General features: G+C 71.4%; 16 protein-coding genes. 5 read left to right on the top strand and 11 right to left on the bottom strand.

Going from position 1 to position 20261, the window contains the following annotated elements; all coding sequences use genetic code 11:
• Positions 1-95 precede the first annotated feature (95 nt).
• The 3 genes from DFP88_RS08355 to DFP88_RS08345 form a co-directional block, all read right to left on the bottom strand.
• Positions 96-3356 (bottom strand): DNA translocase FtsK, encoded by a 3261-nt coding sequence (locus tag DFP88_RS08355; protein WP_110813967.1) that lies wholly within the window; start codon positions 3354-3356, stop codon positions 96-98.
• Between the two features lie 12 nt (positions 3357-3368).
• Complete coding sequence (locus DFP88_RS08350) at positions 3369-4553, bottom strand: aminotransferase class I/II-fold pyridoxal phosphate-dependent enzyme (protein WP_110813966.1); 1185 nt, start codon at positions 4551-4553, stop codon at positions 3369-3371.
• A 147-nt stretch (positions 4554-4700) separates the two neighbouring features.
• Complete coding sequence (locus DFP88_RS08345) at positions 4701-6038, bottom strand: amidase (RefSeq protein WP_110813965.1); 1338 nt, start codon at positions 6036-6038, stop codon at positions 4701-4703.
• 104 nt (positions 6039-6142) lie between these two features.
• On the opposite strand from DFP88_RS08345, the gene DFP88_RS08340 reads away from it, so the two are divergent.
• Positions 6143-7360 (top strand): UbiH/UbiF/VisC/COQ6 family ubiquinone biosynthesis hydroxylase, encoded by a 1218-nt coding sequence (locus DFP88_RS08340; RefSeq protein ID WP_110813964.1) that lies wholly within the window; start codon positions 6143-6145, stop codon positions 7358-7360.
• Here DFP88_RS08340 and DFP88_RS08335 read toward each other — a convergent pair.
• The 3 genes from DFP88_RS08335 to trxA form a co-directional block, all read right to left on the bottom strand.
• Positions 7357-7566 (bottom strand): Trm112 family protein, encoded by a 210-nt coding sequence (locus DFP88_RS08335; protein ID WP_110813963.1) that lies wholly within the window; start codon positions 7564-7566, stop codon positions 7357-7359. The two genes, DFP88_RS08340 and DFP88_RS08335, sit on opposite strands and share 4 nt — an antisense overlap.
• Positions 7563-8207: an LON peptidase substrate-binding domain-containing protein gene (locus DFP88_RS08330; RefSeq protein ID WP_110813962.1), complete on the bottom strand. Its 645-nt coding sequence runs from the start codon at positions 8205-8207 to the stop codon at positions 7563-7565. Before DFP88_RS08330 ends, DFP88_RS08335 begins: the two co-directional genes overlap by 4 nt.
• Positions 8208-8280: 73 nt before the next feature.
• The gene (trxA, locus tag DFP88_RS08325; protein WP_110813961.1) at positions 8281-9216 is read right to left on the bottom strand and encodes a thioredoxin; all 936 of its coding nucleotides are present in this window, start codon (positions 9214-9216) and stop codon (positions 8281-8283) included.
• 141 nt (positions 9217-9357) lie between these two features.
• Here trxA and DFP88_RS08320 point away from each other — a divergent pair, with 141 nt between their 5' ends.
• Positions 9358-9996: an SGNH/GDSL hydrolase family protein gene (locus tag DFP88_RS08320; RefSeq protein WP_110813960.1), complete on the top strand. Its 639-nt coding sequence runs from the start codon at positions 9358-9360 to the stop codon at positions 9994-9996.
• 59 nt (positions 9997-10055) lie between these two features.
• Here DFP88_RS08320 and DFP88_RS08315 read toward each other — a convergent pair whose 3' ends face one another.
• The 4 genes from DFP88_RS08315 to DFP88_RS08300 form a co-directional block, all read right to left on the bottom strand.
• Entirely contained in the window at positions 10056-10883 is an 828-nt protein-coding gene (locus DFP88_RS08315) for a DUF481 domain-containing protein (RefSeq protein ID WP_110813959.1), read from the bottom strand.
• 252 nt (positions 10884-11135) lie between these two features.
• A complete protein-coding gene (locus tag DFP88_RS08310) occupies positions 11136-11873 on the bottom strand; it encodes an SDR family NAD(P)-dependent oxidoreductase (protein ID WP_110813958.1) in 738 nt (245 codons plus the stop codon).
• 44 nt (positions 11874-11917) lie between these two features.
• Positions 11918-12712: a DUF1365 domain-containing protein gene (locus tag DFP88_RS08305; protein WP_110813957.1), complete on the bottom strand. Its 795-nt coding sequence runs from the start codon at positions 12710-12712 to the stop codon at positions 11918-11920.
• Complete coding sequence (locus tag DFP88_RS08300) at positions 12709-13989, bottom strand: NAD(P)/FAD-dependent oxidoreductase (RefSeq protein ID WP_110813956.1); 1281 nt, start codon at positions 13987-13989, stop codon at positions 12709-12711. The genes DFP88_RS08305 and DFP88_RS08300 overlap by 4 nt, the downstream gene beginning before the upstream one ends.
• Before the next feature lie 228 nt (positions 13990-14217).
• Here DFP88_RS08300 and DFP88_RS08295 point away from each other — a divergent pair, with 228 nt between their 5' ends.
• The 3 genes from DFP88_RS08295 to DFP88_RS08285 are packed head-to-tail and all read left to right on the top strand — an operon-like array spanning position 14218 to position 16461.
• Entirely contained in the window at positions 14218-14751 is a 534-nt protein-coding gene (locus DFP88_RS08295; RefSeq protein ID WP_220032311.1) for a sigma-70 family RNA polymerase sigma factor, read from the top strand.
• On the top strand, positions 14748-15413 hold the full coding sequence (locus DFP88_RS08290) for a ChrR family anti-sigma-E factor (protein WP_110813954.1): 666 nt from the start codon (positions 14748-14750) through the stop codon (positions 15411-15413). The genes DFP88_RS08295 and DFP88_RS08290 overlap by 4 nt, the downstream gene beginning before the upstream one ends.
• 58 nt (positions 15414-15471) lie before the next feature.
• A complete protein-coding gene (locus DFP88_RS08285; RefSeq protein WP_110813953.1) occupies positions 15472-16461 on the top strand; it encodes a glutathione S-transferase family protein in 990 nt (329 codons plus the stop codon).
• Between the two features lie 284 nt (positions 16462-16745).
• Here DFP88_RS08285 and smc read toward each other — a convergent pair whose 3' ends face one another.
• Entirely contained in the window at positions 16746-20201 is a 3456-nt protein-coding gene (gene smc, locus DFP88_RS08280; protein ID WP_110813952.1) for a chromosome segregation protein SMC, read from the bottom strand.
• Positions 20202-20261 lie beyond the last annotated feature (60 nt).

The raw sequence follows: 20261 nt of genomic DNA, 5'->3' as shown, positions 1-20261 counted from the left end.
CCCCCGGAGTATTTCCGGAAACATGAAGGGGCGGCGCCGGACCGGTGCCGCCCCTTCATGTATTTCCGCCGGGCCTCGGCCTAGTGCACCGCGAGCTAGTGGTGCACCTCGGGCACCAGCACCTCGCGCTTGCCGACGTGGTTGGCGGGGCTGACGACGCCCTGATCCTCCATCTGCTCCACGAGGCGGGCGGCCTTGTTGTAGCCGATGCCCAGCTTGCGCTGGATGTAGGAGGTCGAGCACTTGCGGTCCTTGGCGACGATATGGACGGCGGTGTCGTAGAGCGCGGCCTCCGAATCGCCCGAGGCCGAGGAGGCGCCGGAGCTGCCGCCGCCCGAGAGGCCGAGCACCGCGTCGATGTCCGAGGCGCTGTCGTCGTCGGGGCCCTGCACGACCTGGCCGACGTATTCCGGCGGGCCGAAGCTTTTCAGGTAGCTGACGATCTCCTCGACCTCCTCGTCCGAGCAGAAGGGGCCGTGCACGCGGGTGATGCGGCTGCCGCCGGCCATGTAGAGCATGTCGCCCATGCCCAGAAGCTGCTCGGCCCCCTGCTCGCCCAGGATGGTGCGGCTGTCGATCTTGGAGGTGACCTGGAAGCTGATCCGGGTCGGGAAGTTCGCCTTGATCGTGCCGGTGATCACATCGACCGAGGGGCGCTGAGTCGCCATGATGAGGTGGATGCCCGAGGCCCGCGCCATCTGCGCGAGGCGCTGGATGCAGGCCTCGATCTCCTTGCCCGCGACCATCATCAGGTCGGCCATCTCGTCGACGATGACGACGATGTAGGGCATCTTCTCGGGCGTGATCTCCTCGGTCTCGTAGATCGGATCGCCCGTCTCCTCGTCGAAGCCGGTCTGCACGGTGCGGTCGAAGGTCTCGCCCCGCTCGAGCGCGTCCTTCACCTTGCCGTTGTAGCCGTCGATGTTGCGCACGCCCATCTTCGACATCTTGCGGTAGCGTTCCTCCATCTCGCCGACGACCCACTTGAGGGCGACGACCGCCTTCTTGGGATCGGTGACGACCGGCGAGAGCAGGTGCGGGATGCCGTCGTAGACCGAGAGCTCCAGCATCTTGGGATCGATCATGATCAGCCGGCACTCGGAGGGCTTGAGCTTGTAGAGAAGGCTCAGGATCATCGTGTTGATCGCCACCGACTTGCCCGAGCCGGTGGTGCCCGCGATCAGCAGGTGCGGCATCTTGGCGAGGTTGGCGATGATCGGCTCTCCGCCGATGTCCTTGCCCAGGGCGAGGGGCAGCTGCGCCTTGCCGTCGCCGAACTGGCGCGCGGCGAGGATCTCGCGCAGCACGACCATCTCGCGGCTGGCATTGGGAAGCTCGATCCCGATCACCGAGCGGCCCGGCACGGTCGAGACGCGCGCCGAGAGCGCCGACATCGAGCGGGCGATGTCATCGGCAAGGCCGATCACGCGGCTCGCCTTGAGGCCCGGCGCCGGCTCGAGCTCGTACATGGTGACGACGGGACCGGGGCGGACCGAGACGATCTCTCCCTTCACGCCGTAGTCGTCGAGCACGGATTCGAGCATGCGCGCGTTTTCTTCCAGCGCCTCGTCGGACAGGTGATGCCGCTCGATCCGGGCGGGATCCATCAGCAGGTTCAGCGGCGGATGCTCGTACTCTTCCTCGCGCTCGGCCATCGGCAGGTCGGGCTGCGCCTCGGCCTGGGCGCGGCTGGAGAGGGCCTGCGGCTTTTTCGGCGGGTGCTGGACGACCTTCCGGGCCTCGGGCACCGGGATGCGGGGCGCCGGGGCGGCAGGGGAGGGGGGGCCTTCGCGCTGGACGCGGGGCGCTTCGGGCATCGCGGCGGGGGCGGAGGGTTCGGGGAAGGCCTCCTCCGCGTCGAAGCCGGCGTCATCCATGGCGTCCATGGCGTCCATCTCGTCCAGCGGATCCTGCGCCTCGGGCTCCGGCAGGTCCATCTCCTCGGGCTCAACCTCGGCGAAGGGGGCGGTGCTGGCCGGGCCGCGGGTCAGGGGCGGCGTCTCGCGCAGCAGCGGCTCCGCCGGGGCGGGGCGCGGGGCGAGGTTCAGGAGCAGGGGCCGCGGGCCGCAGCCACGGGTCAGCGCCGGCTCGATCCGGCCGTCACGCATCGCCGGGGCCTGCGGCCCCTTGGCGCGGGCGCGGACGGCATCGGTGATGCGCGCGCGGATGCGGTCGTCGTCGGGCGCCTCGTCCCAATCGGCGGCAGGCGCATCGACAAGCTCGGGCTCGGGCATGGCGGCCTGGTCGCGGCGCAGGAGCTGCGGCATCCGGCTGAGGAAGCCGCCCTGCGGCGCCGGCTCGGGCGCGCGGGCGGGGGCCGCGAGGGTCCGCTCGACCGGGCGGCCGACGGTGCCGCCGCCGATCGCGGGCGGCATCCGGCGCTGCGGCGCAGGCTCGGCCCGGGGCGCGGCCATGGCCTCGGGCGCCTCCTGCGGCGCGCTGCGCGGGCGCAGGATCGAGGCGATGCGCTGCGCCGTGCCGGCGGGGGCCTCGGGCTGCGGGGCGGGCGCGGGCTCCTCCCAATCGCCATCGTCGACCAGCGCCTCGGGCTGGTAGCTGCGGCGGGCACGGGTGCGGGGCTGCGCCTCGGGCGCCTCGGCATAGGCCGTGGGCGCGGCGGCCCGGCGTTCGGCGCGCGCCTCGCGGCTGTCCTGCATCCGCTGCGACAGGCGGAGCTGCGCCGCGCTCCCGGCCTTCATCGAGACCTGCGCCCCCTGCCCCAGCGCCCGAAGCAGCAGGTCGTAGCCCATGACGAGGCCCAGAAGGCCCAGCCGCAGCCCCAGCCCGATCTCGGCGGCGGTGAAGCCCGAGACGAAAGCCAGCGCCAGCAGCACCACCGCCGCCAGCACGAGGCCCAGCAGCACCGTGGTCACGCCCACGCCGAAGGGCAGCAGCGTCAGCAGAAGGCCGAGGACGGTGTCGCCGAAGAGCCCGCCAAGGCCGAAGCTGTGCGGCCAGTCCGACGGGGTGCCCAGCGTCGCGAAGAAGACAGAGGCCAGCGCCACGGCGATGGGCGCGAAGACGGCGCGCGAGACGGCGCGATCCTCGCCCCGGTGCAGCAGCATGCGGATGCCCCAGGCCAGCAGCACCAGCGGCACCGCCCAGGCGCCGCGCCCGACGATCATCATCACCGGCTGCGCGATGGAGGCGCCGGGCCGGCCGAGCCAGTTCTGCACCGGCGCATCCGAGGCGAGCATCCAGTTCGGATCCTCGGCCGAATAGCTGCCCAGCAGCATCGCCGCCGCCATGGCCAGCGCCAGCAGCGCCAGCCCCAGCAGTTCCTTGCCCCGTTTCTCGAGGGCGGCCTGTGTGGTGCTGTCGAACAGCGGTTCGCGTCCGCGTGTCTGATAGGCCATCGCCGTCCTTCCCTAAGTCACATCGTACAGGCAGCCGCGCAGGGCCGTGAGCCCCCGCGCGAGCGCCTCCTGCGGGGCCACCATGGCGACCCGCAGATACCCCGCGCCGGGGTTCGTTCCGTCCACCTCCCGCCCGAGGTAGGCGCCCGGAAGCGCCCGCACCCCGGTCTCGCGGAAAAGCTGCCGCGCCGCGGCCTCGCCGTCCTCGACCGGCAGCCAGAGGAAGAAGCCGCCCTGCGGCAGGGCAAAGCCCGGCACGTTGCCCAGCACCTCCTGCGCGAGGGCGTATTTGGCGGCGTAGAGCCGGCGGCTCTCTTCGACATGGGCCTCGTCGGCCCAGACAGCCTCGGCGGCGCGCTGCAGCGGCAGCGGCAGGGGCGCGCCGGCATAGGCGCGCAGCTGCCGCAGCAGGGCCGAGGAGCGGGGGCCCGCAGCGGCGAAGCCCGAGCGCAGGCCCGGCAGGTTCGACCGCTTCGAAAGCGAGTTGAAGACCACCACCCGCTCGGGATCGGCGCCGACTTCGGCCGCAACCTCCAGCGCGCCGGGGGGCGGTGTCTCGTGCCAGATCTCGGAATAGCACTCGTCTGAGAAGACGATGAAATCATGCCGCTCGGCCAGCGCGAGAAGATCGCGCCAGTAGTCCCGCCCGGCCACCGCGCCCTGCGGGTTCGAGGGCGAGCAGATATAGGCGATGGCGGTACGGTCCAGAACCTCGGCCGGCAGGGCGGCGTAATCGGGCAGGAAGCCCGTCTGCGCCGTCGCGGGGACATAGACCGGCTCTGCCCCGACCGAGAGGGCGGCCACGGCATAGACCTGGTAGAAGGGGTTCGGGATCAGCACCACGGGCCGCTTGCCGCCCTTCGTCTCGGGGCACAGCGCCATCGCGGCGTTGTACAGGCCCTCGCGCGTGCCGTTCAGCGGCAGGATGCGATCCTCGGTCACCGTCACGCCGTAGCGGCGCGCGATCCAGGCGGTGATCGCCACCTGAAGCTCGGGCGTGCCGTCGTTGGGCGGGTACTGTGCGAAGCCGGCGGACTGGGCGGCGATGATCTCGGGCACGAAGGCGGGAAAGGGATGCGTCGGCTCGCCGATCGTCAGGGCAAGCGGCTCTCCCCCCGGGGCGATATCGCCCAGGAGCCTCCGCAACCGCGGAAAGGCGTAATCCGGTAGGTCCGAGAACCGCTCGGGGGTCATCATCTGCTGTGCCTCGATGCCGGGATCATGAGCGCCCCGGCTTGCCCCGGACTGTGCCCCGCGCAGGTCCGCATGTCCAGCGAAGCCGGGGCCTTTCGCGGCCCCCTGCCCTCTTGCCTGTGTCTTTCGGGTCGCCGAATCGGCGCCCCGTCAGGGCAGGGTTTCGGTCAGCACGGGCTCTGCCGCCGCGGCGAGGCGCATGAGCTGCCCGTCCTGCCCGGCGGCCCCGTTCAGCAGGATACCGCAGGCCCGCCCGCCCGCCGGCAGCGCGATGGAGGGAAGGCCCATCATGTTCGCCAGCCGCGTGTTGCGCAGGGTCTTGAGGTTGGCGGTGCGGAACAGCTCTGCATCGTTTTCCACCGCCGCGGCCTGCGGCGGCAGCAGCGCGGCGCCGGGGCAGATCACGGCATCATAGCCCGCGGCCATCGCCGCCCAGTCGCGCCGCATCACGCCAAGCTCGGCCCAGCCGGCAATCCAGTCGGCGGCGGAAACGTCCCGCCCGGCGGAGACGCGGGACAGGATCGGCGGGTACATCGCCTCGGGATCGGCCTCGATCCGCCCGCGCCACCAGGCCCAGGCCTCGGCGGTATAAAGCGGGCCGGCCATCTCGTAGGCGCGCTCCAGCGGGGCGAAGCCGGCGCGATGGATCACCGCGCCCGCCGCCTCCAGCGCCGCGAGGGCCTTGTCGAAGGCACTGGCGACCTGCGGCTCCACGTCTTCCATGACCACCGTTTCCATGACCAGCAGCCGCGCGCCCTTCAGGCTGGCGCCGCGCAGGTCCGGGTTCGGCCCGCCGACGGAGGCGAGGAAGCCCGCGCCATCGGCAAGGCTGCGCGCCAGCGGCCCGGCGGTGTCGAACCGGTCGCAGAGCGGCACCGCCCCCTCCAGCGGCAGCAGCCCATGCGTCGGCTTGATCCCGACGAGACCGTTCCAGACCGAGGGCACGCGGATCGACCCGCCGGTGTCCGATCCCACGGCGACGGGCGCCAGCCCGAAGGCCACAGAGGCCGCCGCCCCAGAGGACGAGCCGCCGGGCACCGCGCCGTCGATCAGCGCATTGGGCGGGGTCGCGGTCATCGGGTTCAGCCCCAGGCCGGAAAAGGCGATCTCGGTCATATGCGTCTTGCCGAGGCAGACGAGGCCGGCCGCCGTCGCGCGGCGCAGCAGCGCGGCGTCGCGCTCGGGCACGCGGCCGCGCATGAGCGGCGTCCCCGCCTCCGTCGCCGTGCCGGCGGTGTCGAAAAGATCCTTCCAGGAGACCGGCACACCGTCGAGCGGGCCGCGCCGCGTTCCAGCCTTCGCGCGGGCGGCGGCGGCGGCGGCCTCGGCGCGGGCACGCTCGGGCGTGGTGCGGGCATAGATGCGCCCCGCCTCGGGATGCGCCTCGATCGCGGCGAGAAAGGCCTCCGCCAGATCGCGCGGATCGATCCGCCCGGCCGCGATGCCCCGCCCCAGCGCCGCCGCGCCCTGTGTCAGCCAATCGGTCATAGCCCGTCCTTCCCCGTCCGAAGGCACCCTAGGAGCGCGCGCCGCCGTGGGCAATGCGCTCTGCCGCATGGACAATTCGCCCCGCCGCGCCCTATCTGGAGGGCATGAGCACAGGCAGCGACATCCTGATCGTCGGCGGCGGGCTGACCGGCCCCGTCCTCGCCCTCGCCGCGCGGCAGGCCGGGCTTCGCCCGGTGCTGATCGACGCGCAGCCCCCCGCCGTGCAGGAGGCGCCGGGCTTCGACGGGCGCGCCTATGCGCTGGCCGCCGCCTCGGTGCGGATGCTGCGCCGGCTGGGGATATGGCAGGCGCTGGAGGGCGGCGCCCAGCCGATGGTCGAGATCAAGGTCTCGGACGGCCGCGCCGGCGAAGGGGCCGCCCCGCTCTACCTGCTGTTCGACAGTTCCGAGGTCGAGGATCTGGCAGGCCCCTCGGGCTGGATGGTGGAGGACCGGCACCTGCGCCCTGCCCTCTCGGCGGCGCTCGAGGCGGCGGGCATCCCGCGCCACGCGCCGCAGACCGTCACCGCGCAGGAGGTCCGCGCCGGGCGCGCCAGCGTGACGCTGGCCAGTGGCACCAGTTTGGACGGCGCGCTGATCGTGGGCTGCGACGGGCGCCGCAGCGGCACCGCCACCCGCGCCGGGATCACGCGCGGCGGCTGGGATTACGAGCAGACCGCCATCGTCTGCGCCGTCCGTCACGAGCGCCCGCACGAGGGCGTGGCGCATCAGTTCTTCATGCCCGGCGGGCCGCTGGCGATCCTGCCGCTGCAGGGCAACCGCTCTTCCATCGTCTGGAGCGAGCACCGCCCGAGGGCCGAGGCGCTGCTGGCGATGGACGACGCGACATTCCTTGACGCGCTGCGCCCGGCCTTCGGCAGCTTTCTGGGAGAGATTTCGCTTGAGGGGGATCGCTTCGGCTACCCGCTTGGGCTCTCGCTGGCCGACAGTTTCGCCGCGCCGCGCGTGGCGCTGGTGGGCGATGCGGCGCACGGGCTGCACCCGATCGCGGGACAGGGGCTGAATGCGGGCCTGCGCGATGTCGCGGCCCTTGCCGCCGTGCTGGAAGAGGCGCGGCGCCGGGGCGAGGACATTGGCGCGCTTCCGGTGCTCGAGCGTTATGCTCGCTGGCGCCGCAGCGATACCGCGATGTTGGCGGGGACCACGGATCTGACCAATCGCCTGTTTTCGAACGACAATGCGCTGCTGCGCGGGCTGCGCGACCTCGGCCTCGGCGCGGTCTCCTCGCTGCCGCCGCTCAGGCGCGCGCTGATCCGCGAGGCGGCGGGCATCTCGGGCGATCTGCCGCCCTTGATGCGCTAGTCCTCGATCTGGCGGGCCTCGTCGACCAGCATCACCGGGATGCCGCTGCGGATCGGATAGGCGAGGCCGGCGGCCCGGCTGACCAGCTCCTGCCGCTCCGCGTCGTAGCTGAGCGGGCCCTGGCTTTGCGGGCAGACCAGCGCCTCGAGCATGTGCCGCTCGAAGGGTTGGGCCTGCGGCGCGGTCTCGGTCTTCTGTTCGGTCATTGCATCATCCCTTCGTCATCGCCGCCGCGCAGCCCGTATTCGATCAGCGCCACCAGCGTCTCGCGCCGCGTCACGAGCGAGGGCGCCTCGAGCAGGGCCTGCCGATCCTCGGGCGAGAAGGGGCACAGCATCGACAGCGAGTTGATCAGCATCTCGTCGTCGGCATCGCGCAGGCTGTCCCAATCGGTCGAGAGCCCGCGCTGGTCGAAGAACTTCTCGAGCAGGGTCATGAAGCGCGCCCGCTCCAGACCGGGATCGTGCTCTTCCGGACCGCGATCGGCATCGAACCCCTCCCAAGAGGCCTCGGCCCGGCGGTAGGGGGTGAAGCCTTCGCTCTCGCTGGCGATGCGGAACCGCGAGATCCCCAGAAGGGTGATCATGTAGCGACCGTCCTCGGTCTCGGACAGGCCGGTCAGCCGGCCAGCGCAGCCGATGCGGTGCAGCGGCCCGGCGCTGCCCTTGTCGCCGGGCAGCGGCTGGATCATCCCGATCAGCCGATCCTGCGTCTTGAGCACGTCGTCCACCATGCACAGGTAGCGCGGCTCGAAGATATGCAGCGGCAGCCTCGCCCGCGGTAGCAGGAGCGCGCCCGGCAGCGGGAACAGGGGAATGTGGTCGGGCAGATCTATCTGGGGCGCCATGCGATCTGACATAGACCTGCCCCCCGCTTAGGCAACTGCCGCGGTGCGGCGGGGCAGGCCCTCATCCCGCGGCTCAGGCGAAGATCATCGAGGACAGGCGACGCCGCCCGGACTGCACCACAGGGTCCTTCGCCGGCAGGGCGTCGAAGATGGTGAAGAGCTGCGTCTTGGCGGCGCCCTCGTTCCAGTCGCGGTCGCGGCGGAACAGCTCCAGCAGCTGATCCACGGCCTCGGCGACCTTGCCCTGCGCATGCAGCGCGGTGGCCAGGTCGTAGCGCGCCTGGTGATCGGCGGGATCGGCCTCGAGCCGCGCCTCGAGATCGGCGACGGGGCCGGCGCCAGCGGCCTGCCGCGCCAGCGCGATCTGGGCATGGGCGGCATCGAGTTCCGGCGAATGGGCGATCTCGGCGGGGGCGCCGTTCAGCACCGCTTCGGCCTGGTCGATGTCGTTCAGCGCGAGATAGGCCTTCACCAGCCCGGCATAGGCGGCGGCATTGGCCGGCTCTTCCTGCAGGACGGCGGCGAAGGTCTCGGCGGCGCCGGCGGCATCGCCCTCTTCGAGCATCTGATCGGCCGCCTCGATGGCCTGCGCGAGGCCCTCGTCCTCGGCCCCGGCCTCGGGGCTCATCGCGGCCAGCTTCTGCACGAATTCCTGCACCTGGCTCGGCGGCAGCGCACCCTGGAAGGCATCGACGGGCTGGCCCTGGAAGAAGGCATAGACCGTCGGGATCGACTGCACCTGAAGCTGCGCGGCATAGGCCTGGTTGGCGTCGACGTCGATCTTGACCAGCTTGACCTTGCCGCCCTGCTTGGCGACCGCATCCTCGAGCGCCGGGCCGAGCGTCTTGCAGGGGCCGCACCAGGTGGCCCAGAAATCGACGATCACCGGCACCTTCTGCGAGGCTTCGATGACCTCCTGCATGAAGGTGGCGTCGGTGGCATCCACGATGGTGCCGGCGGGGGCCTGGGCGCCCTGCCCTGCGGTCTGGCTGTCCTTCATGCCGAACATGGCGCGTTCCTTTCGTCCCTTGGCTTGGCCGCAATATGTGACGCCTGCGCCGCCGCGCCAAGGGGGCCGGGCAGCTGGGCCCGCAGCTTTACCCTTCGTCGCGGCGCGCCTAGCCTGCCGCGACAAGGAGAGGAGGCCTCGATGACCCGCACCGTTCTGTGCTTCGGCGACAGCAACACCCATGGCACCATGCCAATGGAGACCCTGACATCCTCCCGGCGCCACGCCCCCGAAGACCGCTGGCCCCGGGCCGCCGAGGCCGCGCTCGGCGCGGGCTGGCAGGTGATCGAGGAGGGGCTGCCCGGCCGCACGGCGCAGTTCCCCGACCCGGTGATGGGCGATCACATGGACGGCCGCATGGGCCTGCGCATCGCGCTGGCCAGCCACCGGCCCGTGGACGTGCTGGCGATCATGCTGGGCACCAACGACACGAAGGCGATGTTCGGCGCCGATGCGAGGCGCGTGGCCGCCGGTCTCGCGGGGCTTCTGGCCATGGCCAATGACGTGATGGTGCAGGAGGCGCACGGCGGCTTTCGCGTGCTGCTGATCTGCCCGCCGCCCGTGCTCGAGCAGGGGCCCATCGCGCGGCAGTTCGCCGGGGCACGCGAGACATCGCTGGCCCTTCCGCCGCTGCTGCGGGACTTGGCCGCGACCTGGGGCGCGGGCTTTCTCGACGCGGGCAGCGTGATCGAGGTCAGCCCCGTCGATGGCGTGCATTTCGACGCCGAGGCGCAGCGTAGCCTAGGCCGCGCGGTGGCCGGGGCGATAGAGGCGCTCTAGCCACGAAAAAGGGGGGCAAGGTTTCCCTTGCCCCCCGATCTCTCAGCCGATCCGTGGGATCAGTTGAAGTTGTAGACGACCGACAGGCCGAACTGGTTGTCGGTGTCGTCGAAGCCCGGCAGCGGATCGGTGTTGTACTCGGTCAGGACGCTGGCACGCAGGGCCAGGGCGTCGGTCATCGAGTAGTTCACGCCGAAGTCGTTGGTGACGTAGGTGTTGCTGTCCGAGTACAGGATCTCGGTGTCGTTGGTCATCGCAACGGTCTCGTTGATCCGGTAGAAGAAGTCGGAGCTGACGTTCAGCGCGGCTTCCTCTTCCTCGTCGCCGTTCTGGTTCTTGGTCCAGCGGTAGCCGGGGCCAGCCTGCACGGCCCACTGCACGTCGGCCGAGCTGAACACGCGGTAGCCGAGGCCGGCGCCGACGAAGTAGTCTTCTTCGTAGCTGTCGAACTCGTCGTAGACCGCGATCGCCTTGACGAAGCCATAGACCTGCGGGGTCAGGTCGCGGGTGTAGTCGTAGCTGGCGACGAGCGAGTTGTCGGAGGTGTTGTTGTTCACTTCGGAGTAGGTGTAGCTCAGCTGCACCTTGTGGCCGTTCAGGCCGTCATAGTAGCCGAAGGAGGCGCCGACACCGGCGTCCTGGTTGTCGGTGTTGCCGTTGGTCAGCGTGGCGCGACCGGCGACCGAACCGGTGAAGCCGGTCGGCATGCCACCGTCGGCGGCATAGGTGTAGGTCTCACGCTCGAAGTCGTCTTCGATATCGTCCTGCAGGTCTTCGATCTGGTCCTCGGCGAGGTCCTCGTTCGAGAAGACCGGGGACTGAGCCATGGCCGCGCCGGCCACGAAGCTGGAGATCGTCGCGAGGACGAAGATGTTCTTGGCTTTCATTCTATGTACCCTTTCGAATGGTGCTGCTTGCCAGCTGCCGCTGACCCGTATCTGGACTTTCAAACGTCCGCGGCGAGGCTTCCGTTCGCATGGGGCGTAGCGATGCGGCGCGATGTGGTCAATTTTACAACACTCACGCAAGCGAGAGGTCGCCGAGCCAAGAAACGTTTACATTGCGCGCCACTGAACGCGACGCCTGCTCAGGGCATCATTCCACCCCCTTGACAATCCTGAATCGTCTTGGAGGATCGGTCAGCGACCCCGAAAAATACGATGATACAGGGCCTCGGGCAGCAGCCGCGTGGCCCGCAGGGCAGTGGCCATGGCCAGGGGAAAGCTGCGCTGGAAGCCGCCGGCATTCAAATGCTCGAAATAAAGCTGCGCCGCCTCCTCGGCATCCATGATGCCCGGCATGGCGAAATCGTTCTTATCGGTCAGCCGGGTGCGCACGAATCCCGGGTTCACCAGCTGCACCTCGACCGGCGTGCGCCGCAGGTCGTAGTGCAGGCTCTCGGCCAGCGACATCACCGCCGCCTTCGAGGCGCCGTAGCCGATCGCCCCCGGCAGCCCCCTGTAGCCCGCGATGGACCCCGTCAGCGCGATATGCCCAGAGCCCCGGCGCAGCATGCCCGGCAGAACGGCACCGACGGTGCGCAGCGCGCCGGTGAAATTGACGTCGGCCATCTGCTCGGCCTGGGCGGCGTCCCAGTCGGTCGCGGCCATCGGCCAATAGAGCCCGGCCAGGAACACCATGCCGTCGATCTCGCCAAGGCCCCGCGCGACCTCCTCGACGGCGGCGCGGTCGGCAACATCGACGGGGCGGATCTCCGAGGGGCCGCGCAGCTCTGCCGCCAGATCGTCGAGGCGGTCGCGGGTGCGCGCCGAAAGGATGACATGCGCGCCGGCGCCGCTGATGCGCTTGGCCAATGCGCGGCCCAGCCCCTCGCTCGCCCCGACGATCCAGTACCGCTTGCCCGTCCAGTCGCGCACGACCCACTCCCCTCAAGATGCTTCAGGGACTAACCTAGCGCTAGTCAGCCGGTTCCCCCGGGGCCCGTTCCGCTGACCTCCCCGCGCGGCGGCGCGGGGCGCGGGCGAAAGCGCGCCCCGCGAAGCCACAGGCGCAGGGCCTGCCAGTGGATCAGCGCCAGCACCCGGCGCGAGCCGAAGGGGCGGCGCAGCAGCGACCAGGCCAGGCGGCGGGTGGTCAGCGGCTTCAGCGGCCCCTCCAGCGTGGCGGTCATGCCGCCGCCCTCCGCGCGGGCATAGGCGATGACGATCCGCACCTGCCCGGGCGTGATGTCGAAGCCGAAGGTATAGGTCCCGTCCAGCGGCTGGAACGGCGAGACATGCAGGAGCTTGCGGGCCTCGATCCGGTCCCCGGGGCCGATCGCGGCCCAGCCGTCCCGGCGGCACAGGTAGGAATGGCGGTCGCCGTAGGTATTCGTGACCTCGGCGATCACGGCGCGCAGGGCGCCTGCGCCGTCGCGCGCCAGCCAAAAGCTGACCGGGTTGAAGACATGGCCCCAGACCCGCGGCTGTGCCAGAAGCTCCAGCCGCAGCCCGGCGGGCGCACCGTGATCGCGCAGCACCGCCCGCGCCCAGGGCGCCCCCTGCCCCTGCCCCGGCAGGCCGCCGTGATCGGCGTCATGCAGCGCGACGGGCGCGGGACGGTTGCGGGCGAAAAGGCGCGGGCCGGTCAAACGGGCCTCGGGGTCCAACAGCAGGTAATCGACGCTGTAGCGAAAGGCGTGACGCCCCGGCCCCTCCGCCGCGCCGGGGGTCCGGCCATGCCAGGTCACGGCCCGAAGCAGGCGCGGGGCGGTCACTCCGCCGCCAGCGGCGCCGCGGCTCTGCGCGCGGCGATGCCATCGGCCACAGCATGGGCGCTGGCCAGCCCGTCCTCGTGGAAACCGTAGCGCATCCAGGCGCCGCAGAACCAGGTCGCGCCCTGCCCGTTCATCGCCGCCGCCTCGCGCTGCGCGGAAAGCGCGGCACTGTCGAAGACCGGGTGCCGCAGCACGGCGCGGTCCCAGACCAGCTCGGGCCGGATCGGGCGCTGGCTGTTGAGGGTGACGAAGAGCGGCTCCGTCAGCCAGGGCTGGAGCGCGTTCATCCAGTAGGTCAGGCCGATCCGCGGACTGCTCTGCGCGCCCTCCTGCGAATAGACCCAGGACGACCAGACCGCCCGCCGCCGCGGCATCACCGAAGGGTCGGAATGCAGCACCATGTCGTTGGGCCGGTAGCGGATCGCGCCCAGCACCCGCCGCTCCTGCGGTGTTGGATCGGAGAGCAGGGCCAGGGTGTCGTCGGAATGGGTGGCGAAGACGACCTCGTCGAAGGTTTCGCGCGCGCCGCGCATCGTCACCTCGGCGCCGCCCGGCCCGCGGCGGACGGATGCAACCGGGCAGCCGGTGCGGATGCTCGTGCCCTGCGCCCGCAGCGCCGCCTCGAGGCGGGCGACGTAGCTGCGGCTGCCGCCCGTCACGGTGTACCACTGGTGCTGGCCGCGCAGGCTCATCAGCCCGTGGTTCTGCAGGAACCGGATCAGCGCCTGCGCCGGAAACTCGAGCATCCCCTCGAGCGGGGCCGACCAGATCGCCCCGGTCAGCGGCAGCAGGTAGTGATCGCGGAACCGCGCCCCGAGGCCGAGCCGCGCGATCAGCTCGCCCGTGGTCATCGCGGGATCGGAGGCGGCTTTCGCGGCCATGGCGTTGAACCGCAGGATATCGCGCAGCATCCACAGGAACCGGGGATCGGCCATGTTGCGCGGCTGCGCCAGCAGCGCGCCGAGGCCGGCGAGGCCGTATTCGATCTGCCCGCCGCCGATCGAGGCGCCGAAGCTCATCCCGGCGGGCTCGACCGGCACCTCGAGCGCGTCGAAAAGCGCGCAAAGGTGCGGGTATGTGACGCGGTTGAAGACGATGAAGCCGGTATCCACGGGCTGATCGCCGCGCGGGCCCGCCATCCGCGTGCGGGCATGACCGCCCAGCCTGTCCTCGGCCTCGATCAGCGTCACCTCGTGCTGCCGGCCAAGCAGCCAGGCCGCCCCCAGCCCCGAGATGCCCGAGCCGATGACGGCGATCCGCCTGCGCGTGATAGTCATGTCGTCTCCCGGCAACCCATGGTCAGTGCTACGGACGGACCCCGCCCGTGGTTCACAGGGGCAGGTGATCCGGCCCGCAAAGACCCGCGTATCCTGTCCATGACTGCACTGGCCATGACAATCGCCATTCCGGAAACGCCCCGGATCATGCCGCGCCTTGGCGCCGGTGACCGCCTGACCTATGGTCCACGGCAAGGGATCGGAGACCGGATCATCGAACATCAGAGCATGTCAGCCGCCGACTGGACGCAGGAGCTTGCCGCGATCCGGGACACGGCCGACGAGGCGGCCTTCGCCCGGCTCTTCGCGCATTTCGCCCCCCGCGTGAAAGGTTTCCTGATCCGCGGCGGCGCCACTGCAGACCTCGCCGAGGACCTGATGCAGGACGTCATGGCGACGGTCTGGCGCAAGGCGGCGCTCTACCAGCCGGGGCGCGCCAGCGTGGCGACATGGATCTTCACCATCGCCCGCAACCGACGGATCGACGGCATTCGCCGCGCCCGCCGCCCCGAGCCCGAGGATCTGCCATGGGGACCAGAGCCCGAGGCCGAGCAGGCCGAGGTCCTCGCGCTGCGCGAGGAGACGGCGCAGCTTGCGCAGGCCCTCTCTGGCCTGCCACGGGTCCAGCGCGACCTGATCGAGCAGGCCTATTTCGGCGAGCTCACGCATAGCCAGATCGCCGCCGAGACCGGCATCCCGCTCGGCACGATCAAGTCCCGCCTGCGGCTGGCGCTGGAGCGCCTGAGAAAAGAGATGTCATGACCGGCTTCGCGCAACCCAAGCACCACCCGACCGAATCCCTTCTGATGGCCCATGCCGCCGGCGCCCTGCCCGAGGCGCTGGATCTCGCCGTGGCCACGCATCTGGCCTTTTGCGACATTTGCCGCGCCGACGCCGCCGCGCACGAGGCGCTGGGCGGCGCCCTGCTCGACGCCGCGCCGGAGGGCGGGCTCTCTCGTCCCGCCGAGGGAAGCCTCGCCCGGACGCTGGCCCGCGCCCACGCCATGCCGGCAGAGCCGGAACAGGCGCCGCGCCCTAGCCCCGACGCGCTGCCGCAGCCGCTGTCGGACTGGATCGGGCCGAATTTTTCGGACATCCGCTGGCGGCGGATCGGCGGCGGCGTCGCGCAGGCGCCCATTCGCACCAGAAGCGGCGGCAGCGCCTACCTGCTGCGGATCCCCGGCGGTGTCGCGGTGCCAGATCACGGCCACAGGGGTACAGAGCTGACGCTGGTCCTGTCGGGCGCCTTCAGCGACAAGGTCAGCCGCTTCGGCCCCGGCGACATCGAGGTCGCGGATCCCGCGCTTGAACATACGCCCACAGCAGAGCCGGGGCCGCCCTGCATCTGCCTTGCCGCGACCGACGCCCGGCTGCGCTTCAACAGCTTTCTGCCGCGCGTCGCACAGCGTCTGTTCGGCATCTGAGATTGCCGCGACGGCCTGCGCGCCCCACTTGGCCCGTCATAGCCAGGAGGAAAGCGACATGGGCCAATTGATCAACGGCGTCTGGGACGACAGCTGGTACGACACCAAGAGCAACGGCGGCGCCTTCAAGCGCACCACCACGCAGTTCCGCAACTGGGTCACCGCCGACGGCAGTGCCGGCCCCTCGGGCGAGGGCGGCTTCAAGGCGGAGAGCGGGCGCTACCATCTCTATGTCAGCTATGCCTGCCCCTGGGCCCATCGCGCGCTGATCTTCCGCGCCCTCAAGGGGCTGACGGAGCACATCGAGGTCTCCGTCGTCTCGCCCGACATGCTGGGCGAGGGCTGGACCTTCGACACCGCGTTCCCCGGCACCACCGGTGACCGGCAGTTCGACCTGCCCTTCCTGCGCGACGTCTACCTCAAGGCGGCGCCGGAGATGTCGGGCCGCGTGACGGTGCCGATCCTCTGGGACAAGGAGCGCGGCACCATCGTCTCGAACGAGAGCGCCGAGATCATCCGCATGCTCAATTCCGCCTTCGACGGCGTGACCGGGGATACCCAGGACTTCTGGCCAGAGGATCTGCGCGAGGCGATCGAGCCGGTGAACGCGCGCATCTACGACACCGTGAACAACGGCGTCTACAAGTCCGGCTTCGCCACCACTCAGGAGGCCTACGAAGAGGCCGTCCATCCGCTGTTCGACAGCCTCGACTGGCTGGAAGAGCGTCTGTCGGGCCAGCGCTACCTGATGGGGGACCGCGTGACCGAGGCCGACTGGCGGCTGTTCACCACGCTGATCCGCTTCGACATGGTCTATCACGGCCACTTCAAGTGTAACCGGCGCAAGCTGATCGAGTACCCGAGCCTCTGGGCCTATACGCGCGAACTCTACCAATGGCCGGGCGTCGCCGAGACGGTGCATTTCGACCACATCACGCGGCATTACCACTACAGCCACGACATGATTAACCCGCACCGGATCGTGCCCATCGGACCCGATCTGGACCTGATGGCGCCGCATGGGCGCGAGGCGCTGCCGGCGGCCTAGGCCTGCGCAGGCGCGGCATTGGGCGGGGCTCCGGACAGGGGCCCCGCTTGGCTTTTAGGCCTGTGGCATGGCGGCTTTAGACAACTGCAGGCGTGGCGGCTGGCCTGCAAAGGCATGACGCGGGCGGCGCCAGACGAGTTGGCGGAGCGCAGGGCCGGGGCCGGGCAAGATGAGTATTTAGAGAAACATGAAGCAGGGGGGCGCGGCGGCGCCCTCGGTTCCGCCCAAGGGGCGGCGGGGCGACGCGCCTCGCTTGCCTGCTGCTGGTGCTGGGCTGAGCCCCCTCAGGCGACCAGCGCTTCGGCCTTTTTCAGATCGACGCTGACGAGCTGGCTGACGCCCTGCTCGCCCATGGTCACGCCGAAGAGGCGGTCCATCCGGCTCATTGTCACCGCGTGGTGGGTGATGATCAAAAAGCGCGTGTCGGCGCTGCGGGTCATCTCGTCGAGCAGGTCGCAAAAGCGGGTGACATTGGCATCGTCCAGCGGGGCGTCGACCTCGTCCAGCACGCAGATCGGCGCCGGGTTCGCGAGGAAGACGGCGAAAATCAGCGCCAGCGCGGTCAGCGTCTGCTCGCCGCCCGAGAGCAGCGAAAGCACCTGCAGCTTCTTGCCCGGCGGCTGGCACAGAAGCTCCAGCCCCGCCTCGAGCGGATCGGCGCTTTCGACCAGCTCCAGCCGCGCCTCGCCGCCCCCGAAGAGATGGGTGAAGAGGCGCGAGAAATTGGCGTTCACCTCCTCGAAGGCATCGAGAAGCCGCTGCCGCCCCTCGCTGTTGAGGCTGGCGATGCCCTGCCGCAGCGTGGCGATGGCATTCTCGAGGTCGGCTTTCTCGCGGATCAGGGTCTCGTGCTCGCCCGCGATCTCCTGCGCGTCCTCCTCGGCCCGCAGGTTGACGGAGCCGAGCGCATCGCGCTGCCGGCGCAGGCCCGCGGCCTCGGTTTCGAGCGCGGGGATGGCGGGAACCTCGGCCTCTTCCGCCTCGAAGGCGGCGAGGATGGCCTCGGGCGCCATCTCCAGCGCCTCGTCGCTGCGCTGGGCGGCCTCCTCCACGGCGCTGCGGGCGGCATCGGCGCGGGCCTCGGCGCGGGCGCGGGCCTCGCGCGCGGCGCCGGCCTGACGCTCTGCCTCGCGCTCGGCCTCGAGAGCGTCGCGCAGGCGAGCCTCGGCGCCGGCCAGCGCCTCGGCGCCCGCGCCGCGCCGCGCCTTTGCCTCTGCCAGACGCTGGCCGAGGCCCTCGCGCTGCTCGGCGATCTCGCCGGGGACGCGCTGGGCGCGGTCGAGATCGCGGCGGGCAGAGACCTCGCGCTCGGTCAGCTCCTCGATCCGGCCGGAGGCGCCGGAGAGGCGCTTGTCCCAGCCCGCGAGCTCCTGCGCTATCGCGGCCTCGCGGGCGGTCCGGGCCTCGCCCTCGCGGCGCAGCTCGCCCTCGGCACTGCGGCGGGACATGGTCTCGATCCGCGCGGCCTCGACCGTGCGGCGCAGCCCCTCGACCGCCTCGCGCGCGGCCCCGAGATCGGGCAGCTCTGCCAGCGCGGCTTCGGCCTCGGCCCTGGCGGTGCGGGCGGCGCGGGCCTCTTCGGCGTGGCGCGCCTCGGCCAGCTGCGCGGTCTCGAGCCGGCCCTGCGCCAATGTCAGGTCACTTTCGGCGCGGGAGAGCGCGCGGGCGGCCTCGGCCACAGCGGCATCGGCCTCGCGACGGGCGCGGCGGGCGCTGGCATCGGCCTCGGCCTGCTGCTTGAGGCGCTGCGACAGGGTCTCATGCGCGCTGCGGGCCTGATCGGCCTGCGCCTCGGCGCGCGTCACGTCGTCCTTCAGCGCGGCAAGCTTGTTCAACTGCTGCAGGCGCAGGGCGGCGGCACTGGGGGCATCGCCCGCCGAGGCGCGGTAGCCGTCCCAGCGCCAGAGATCGCCCGCCTCGCTGACGAGGCGCTGGCCGGGTTGCAGCAGGGCCTGCAACCGCGCCCCCTCTTCGGGCGAGACCACGCCGATCTGCGCCAGGCGCCGGGCCAGCACCGGCGGCGCGTTGACCACCTGTCCCAGCACGCGCGCCCCGCCGGGCAGCGGCTGCGGCGCCTCGTAATCGGGCAGCGCGTCCCAGCCGAAGGCGCCCTCGCCCGCGATCTCGGGCGCCTGCAGATCCTCGCCCAGCGCGGCGCCCAAGGCGGCCTCGTAGCCCGCATGCACCTCGAGCCGGTCGAGAAGCTGCGTGCCGGCGCCGGCCTCGCGCTCCACCAGCCGCGACAGGGCGGCGGCCTCGGCCTTGAGCGCGCTGGCCTCGCCCTCCGCGGCAGAGCGGGCAGAGCGGGCCTCGGCCTCTTCGCCTTGCGTCTGGGCGCGCGCGGCCTCTGCCGCCTCGAGCGCGGTCTCTGCCTGCGCGAGGGCTTCCTGCGCCTCCTCCTGCCGGGTGCCGGCCTGCGCCATCGCGGCCTCGGCGCCGGTGGCGGCGTCCTGCGCGGCGCGGGCGGCCTCGCGCGCCTTCTCGGCGGCGGCCTCCTCGCGCGCGAGGGTCTTGGCCGCATCCTGCACAAGGCGCTGGCCCGACTGGTGGCGCGCGGAGAGGCGGGCGACCTCCTCGGTGCCCTCCGAAAGCTCCGCCTCGCGGGCCTCGAGGTTCCGCGCGGCCTCGACGGCCTGCTCCTGCGCCTCGGCGAGGCGCGCCTCGTGGCCCTCGCCGGCGGCGCGCAGCGTCTCGCCCTCGGCGCGCAGGCGGGTCATCACCTCGTCCGCATCGCGGGTCAGCGCCTCTTCGCGGGCGCGGTCGCGGGTGATCTGGTCGAGCCGCCCGGTCACGGCGCGGATCGTGCCCTCGGCTCGGCGCGCGCGCTCGTCCAGGGTGCCTTCCTCGGTCTCCAGCCGCGCCAGAAGGGCGGTGGCGACGGCATCCTCCTCGCGCAGCGGCGGCAAGGCGGTCTCGGCCTCGGTCCGGGCCGAGAGGGCGGCGCGCGCGGCCCCTTCGGCGCGAGAGGTTTCGGCGGCTTGCTCGCGCAGCAACGCCTCGGCCTCGGCCAGGGCGATCCCGGCCTCGTGCCAGCGCCGCCAGAGCAGCAGCGCCTCGGCCCGGCGCAGGGCGGCGCCGATCTCGCGGTAGCGCGCCGCCGCCCGCGCCTGCCGCGCGAGCGAGGCTAGCTGCGAGGCCAGTGCGCCGACGGTATCGTCTAGGCGGGCGAGGTTGCCTTCGGCCTGCCGCAGCTTCAGCTCCGCCTCGTGGCGGCGCTGGTACAGGCCCGAGATGCCGGCCGCCTCTTCCAGGATGCGGCGCCGCTGCGCGGGCTTGGCGTTGATCAGCTCAGCGATCTGTCCCTGCCGCACCAGCGCCTGGCTATGCGCGCCCGTCGAGGCATCGGCAAAGAGCATCTGGACGTCGCGGGCCCGCGCCTCCTTGGCGCCGACACGGTAGGCGCTGCCGGCATCGCGGGTGATGCGGCGCACCACGTCCAGCGTATCGGCATCGTTGAAGGCGGCGGGGGCGAGGCGGTCGGTATTGTCGATGACCAGCGTCACCTCGGCATGGTGCCGCGCCGGGCGCGTCGCGGCGCCGGCGAAGATCACGTCCTCCATCCCGCCGCCGCGCATCGCCGTGGGGCGGCTTTCGCCCATCACCCAGCGCAGCGCCTCGAGCAGGTTGGACTTGCCGCAGCCATTGGGCCCGACGACGCCCGTCAGACCCGGCGCGATGACCAGTTCCGTCGGATCGACGAAGCTCTTGAAGCCGCTCAGCCTGAGGCGGGTGAATCGCATGCCTGACATCTGCCCTTTTGCACCAAGAGTGCCGGAGAGGGCGGCGCAGAGTCAATCTTG

This window comes from Pseudoroseicyclus aestuarii (genome assembly GCF_003217255.1).
GTDB lineage: Bacteria > Pseudomonadota > Alphaproteobacteria > Rhodobacterales > Rhodobacteraceae > Pseudoroseicyclus > Pseudoroseicyclus aestuarii.
Note: the sequence above shows the minus strand (reverse complement) of the source record. Positions and strands in the feature narration are given on the sequence as shown.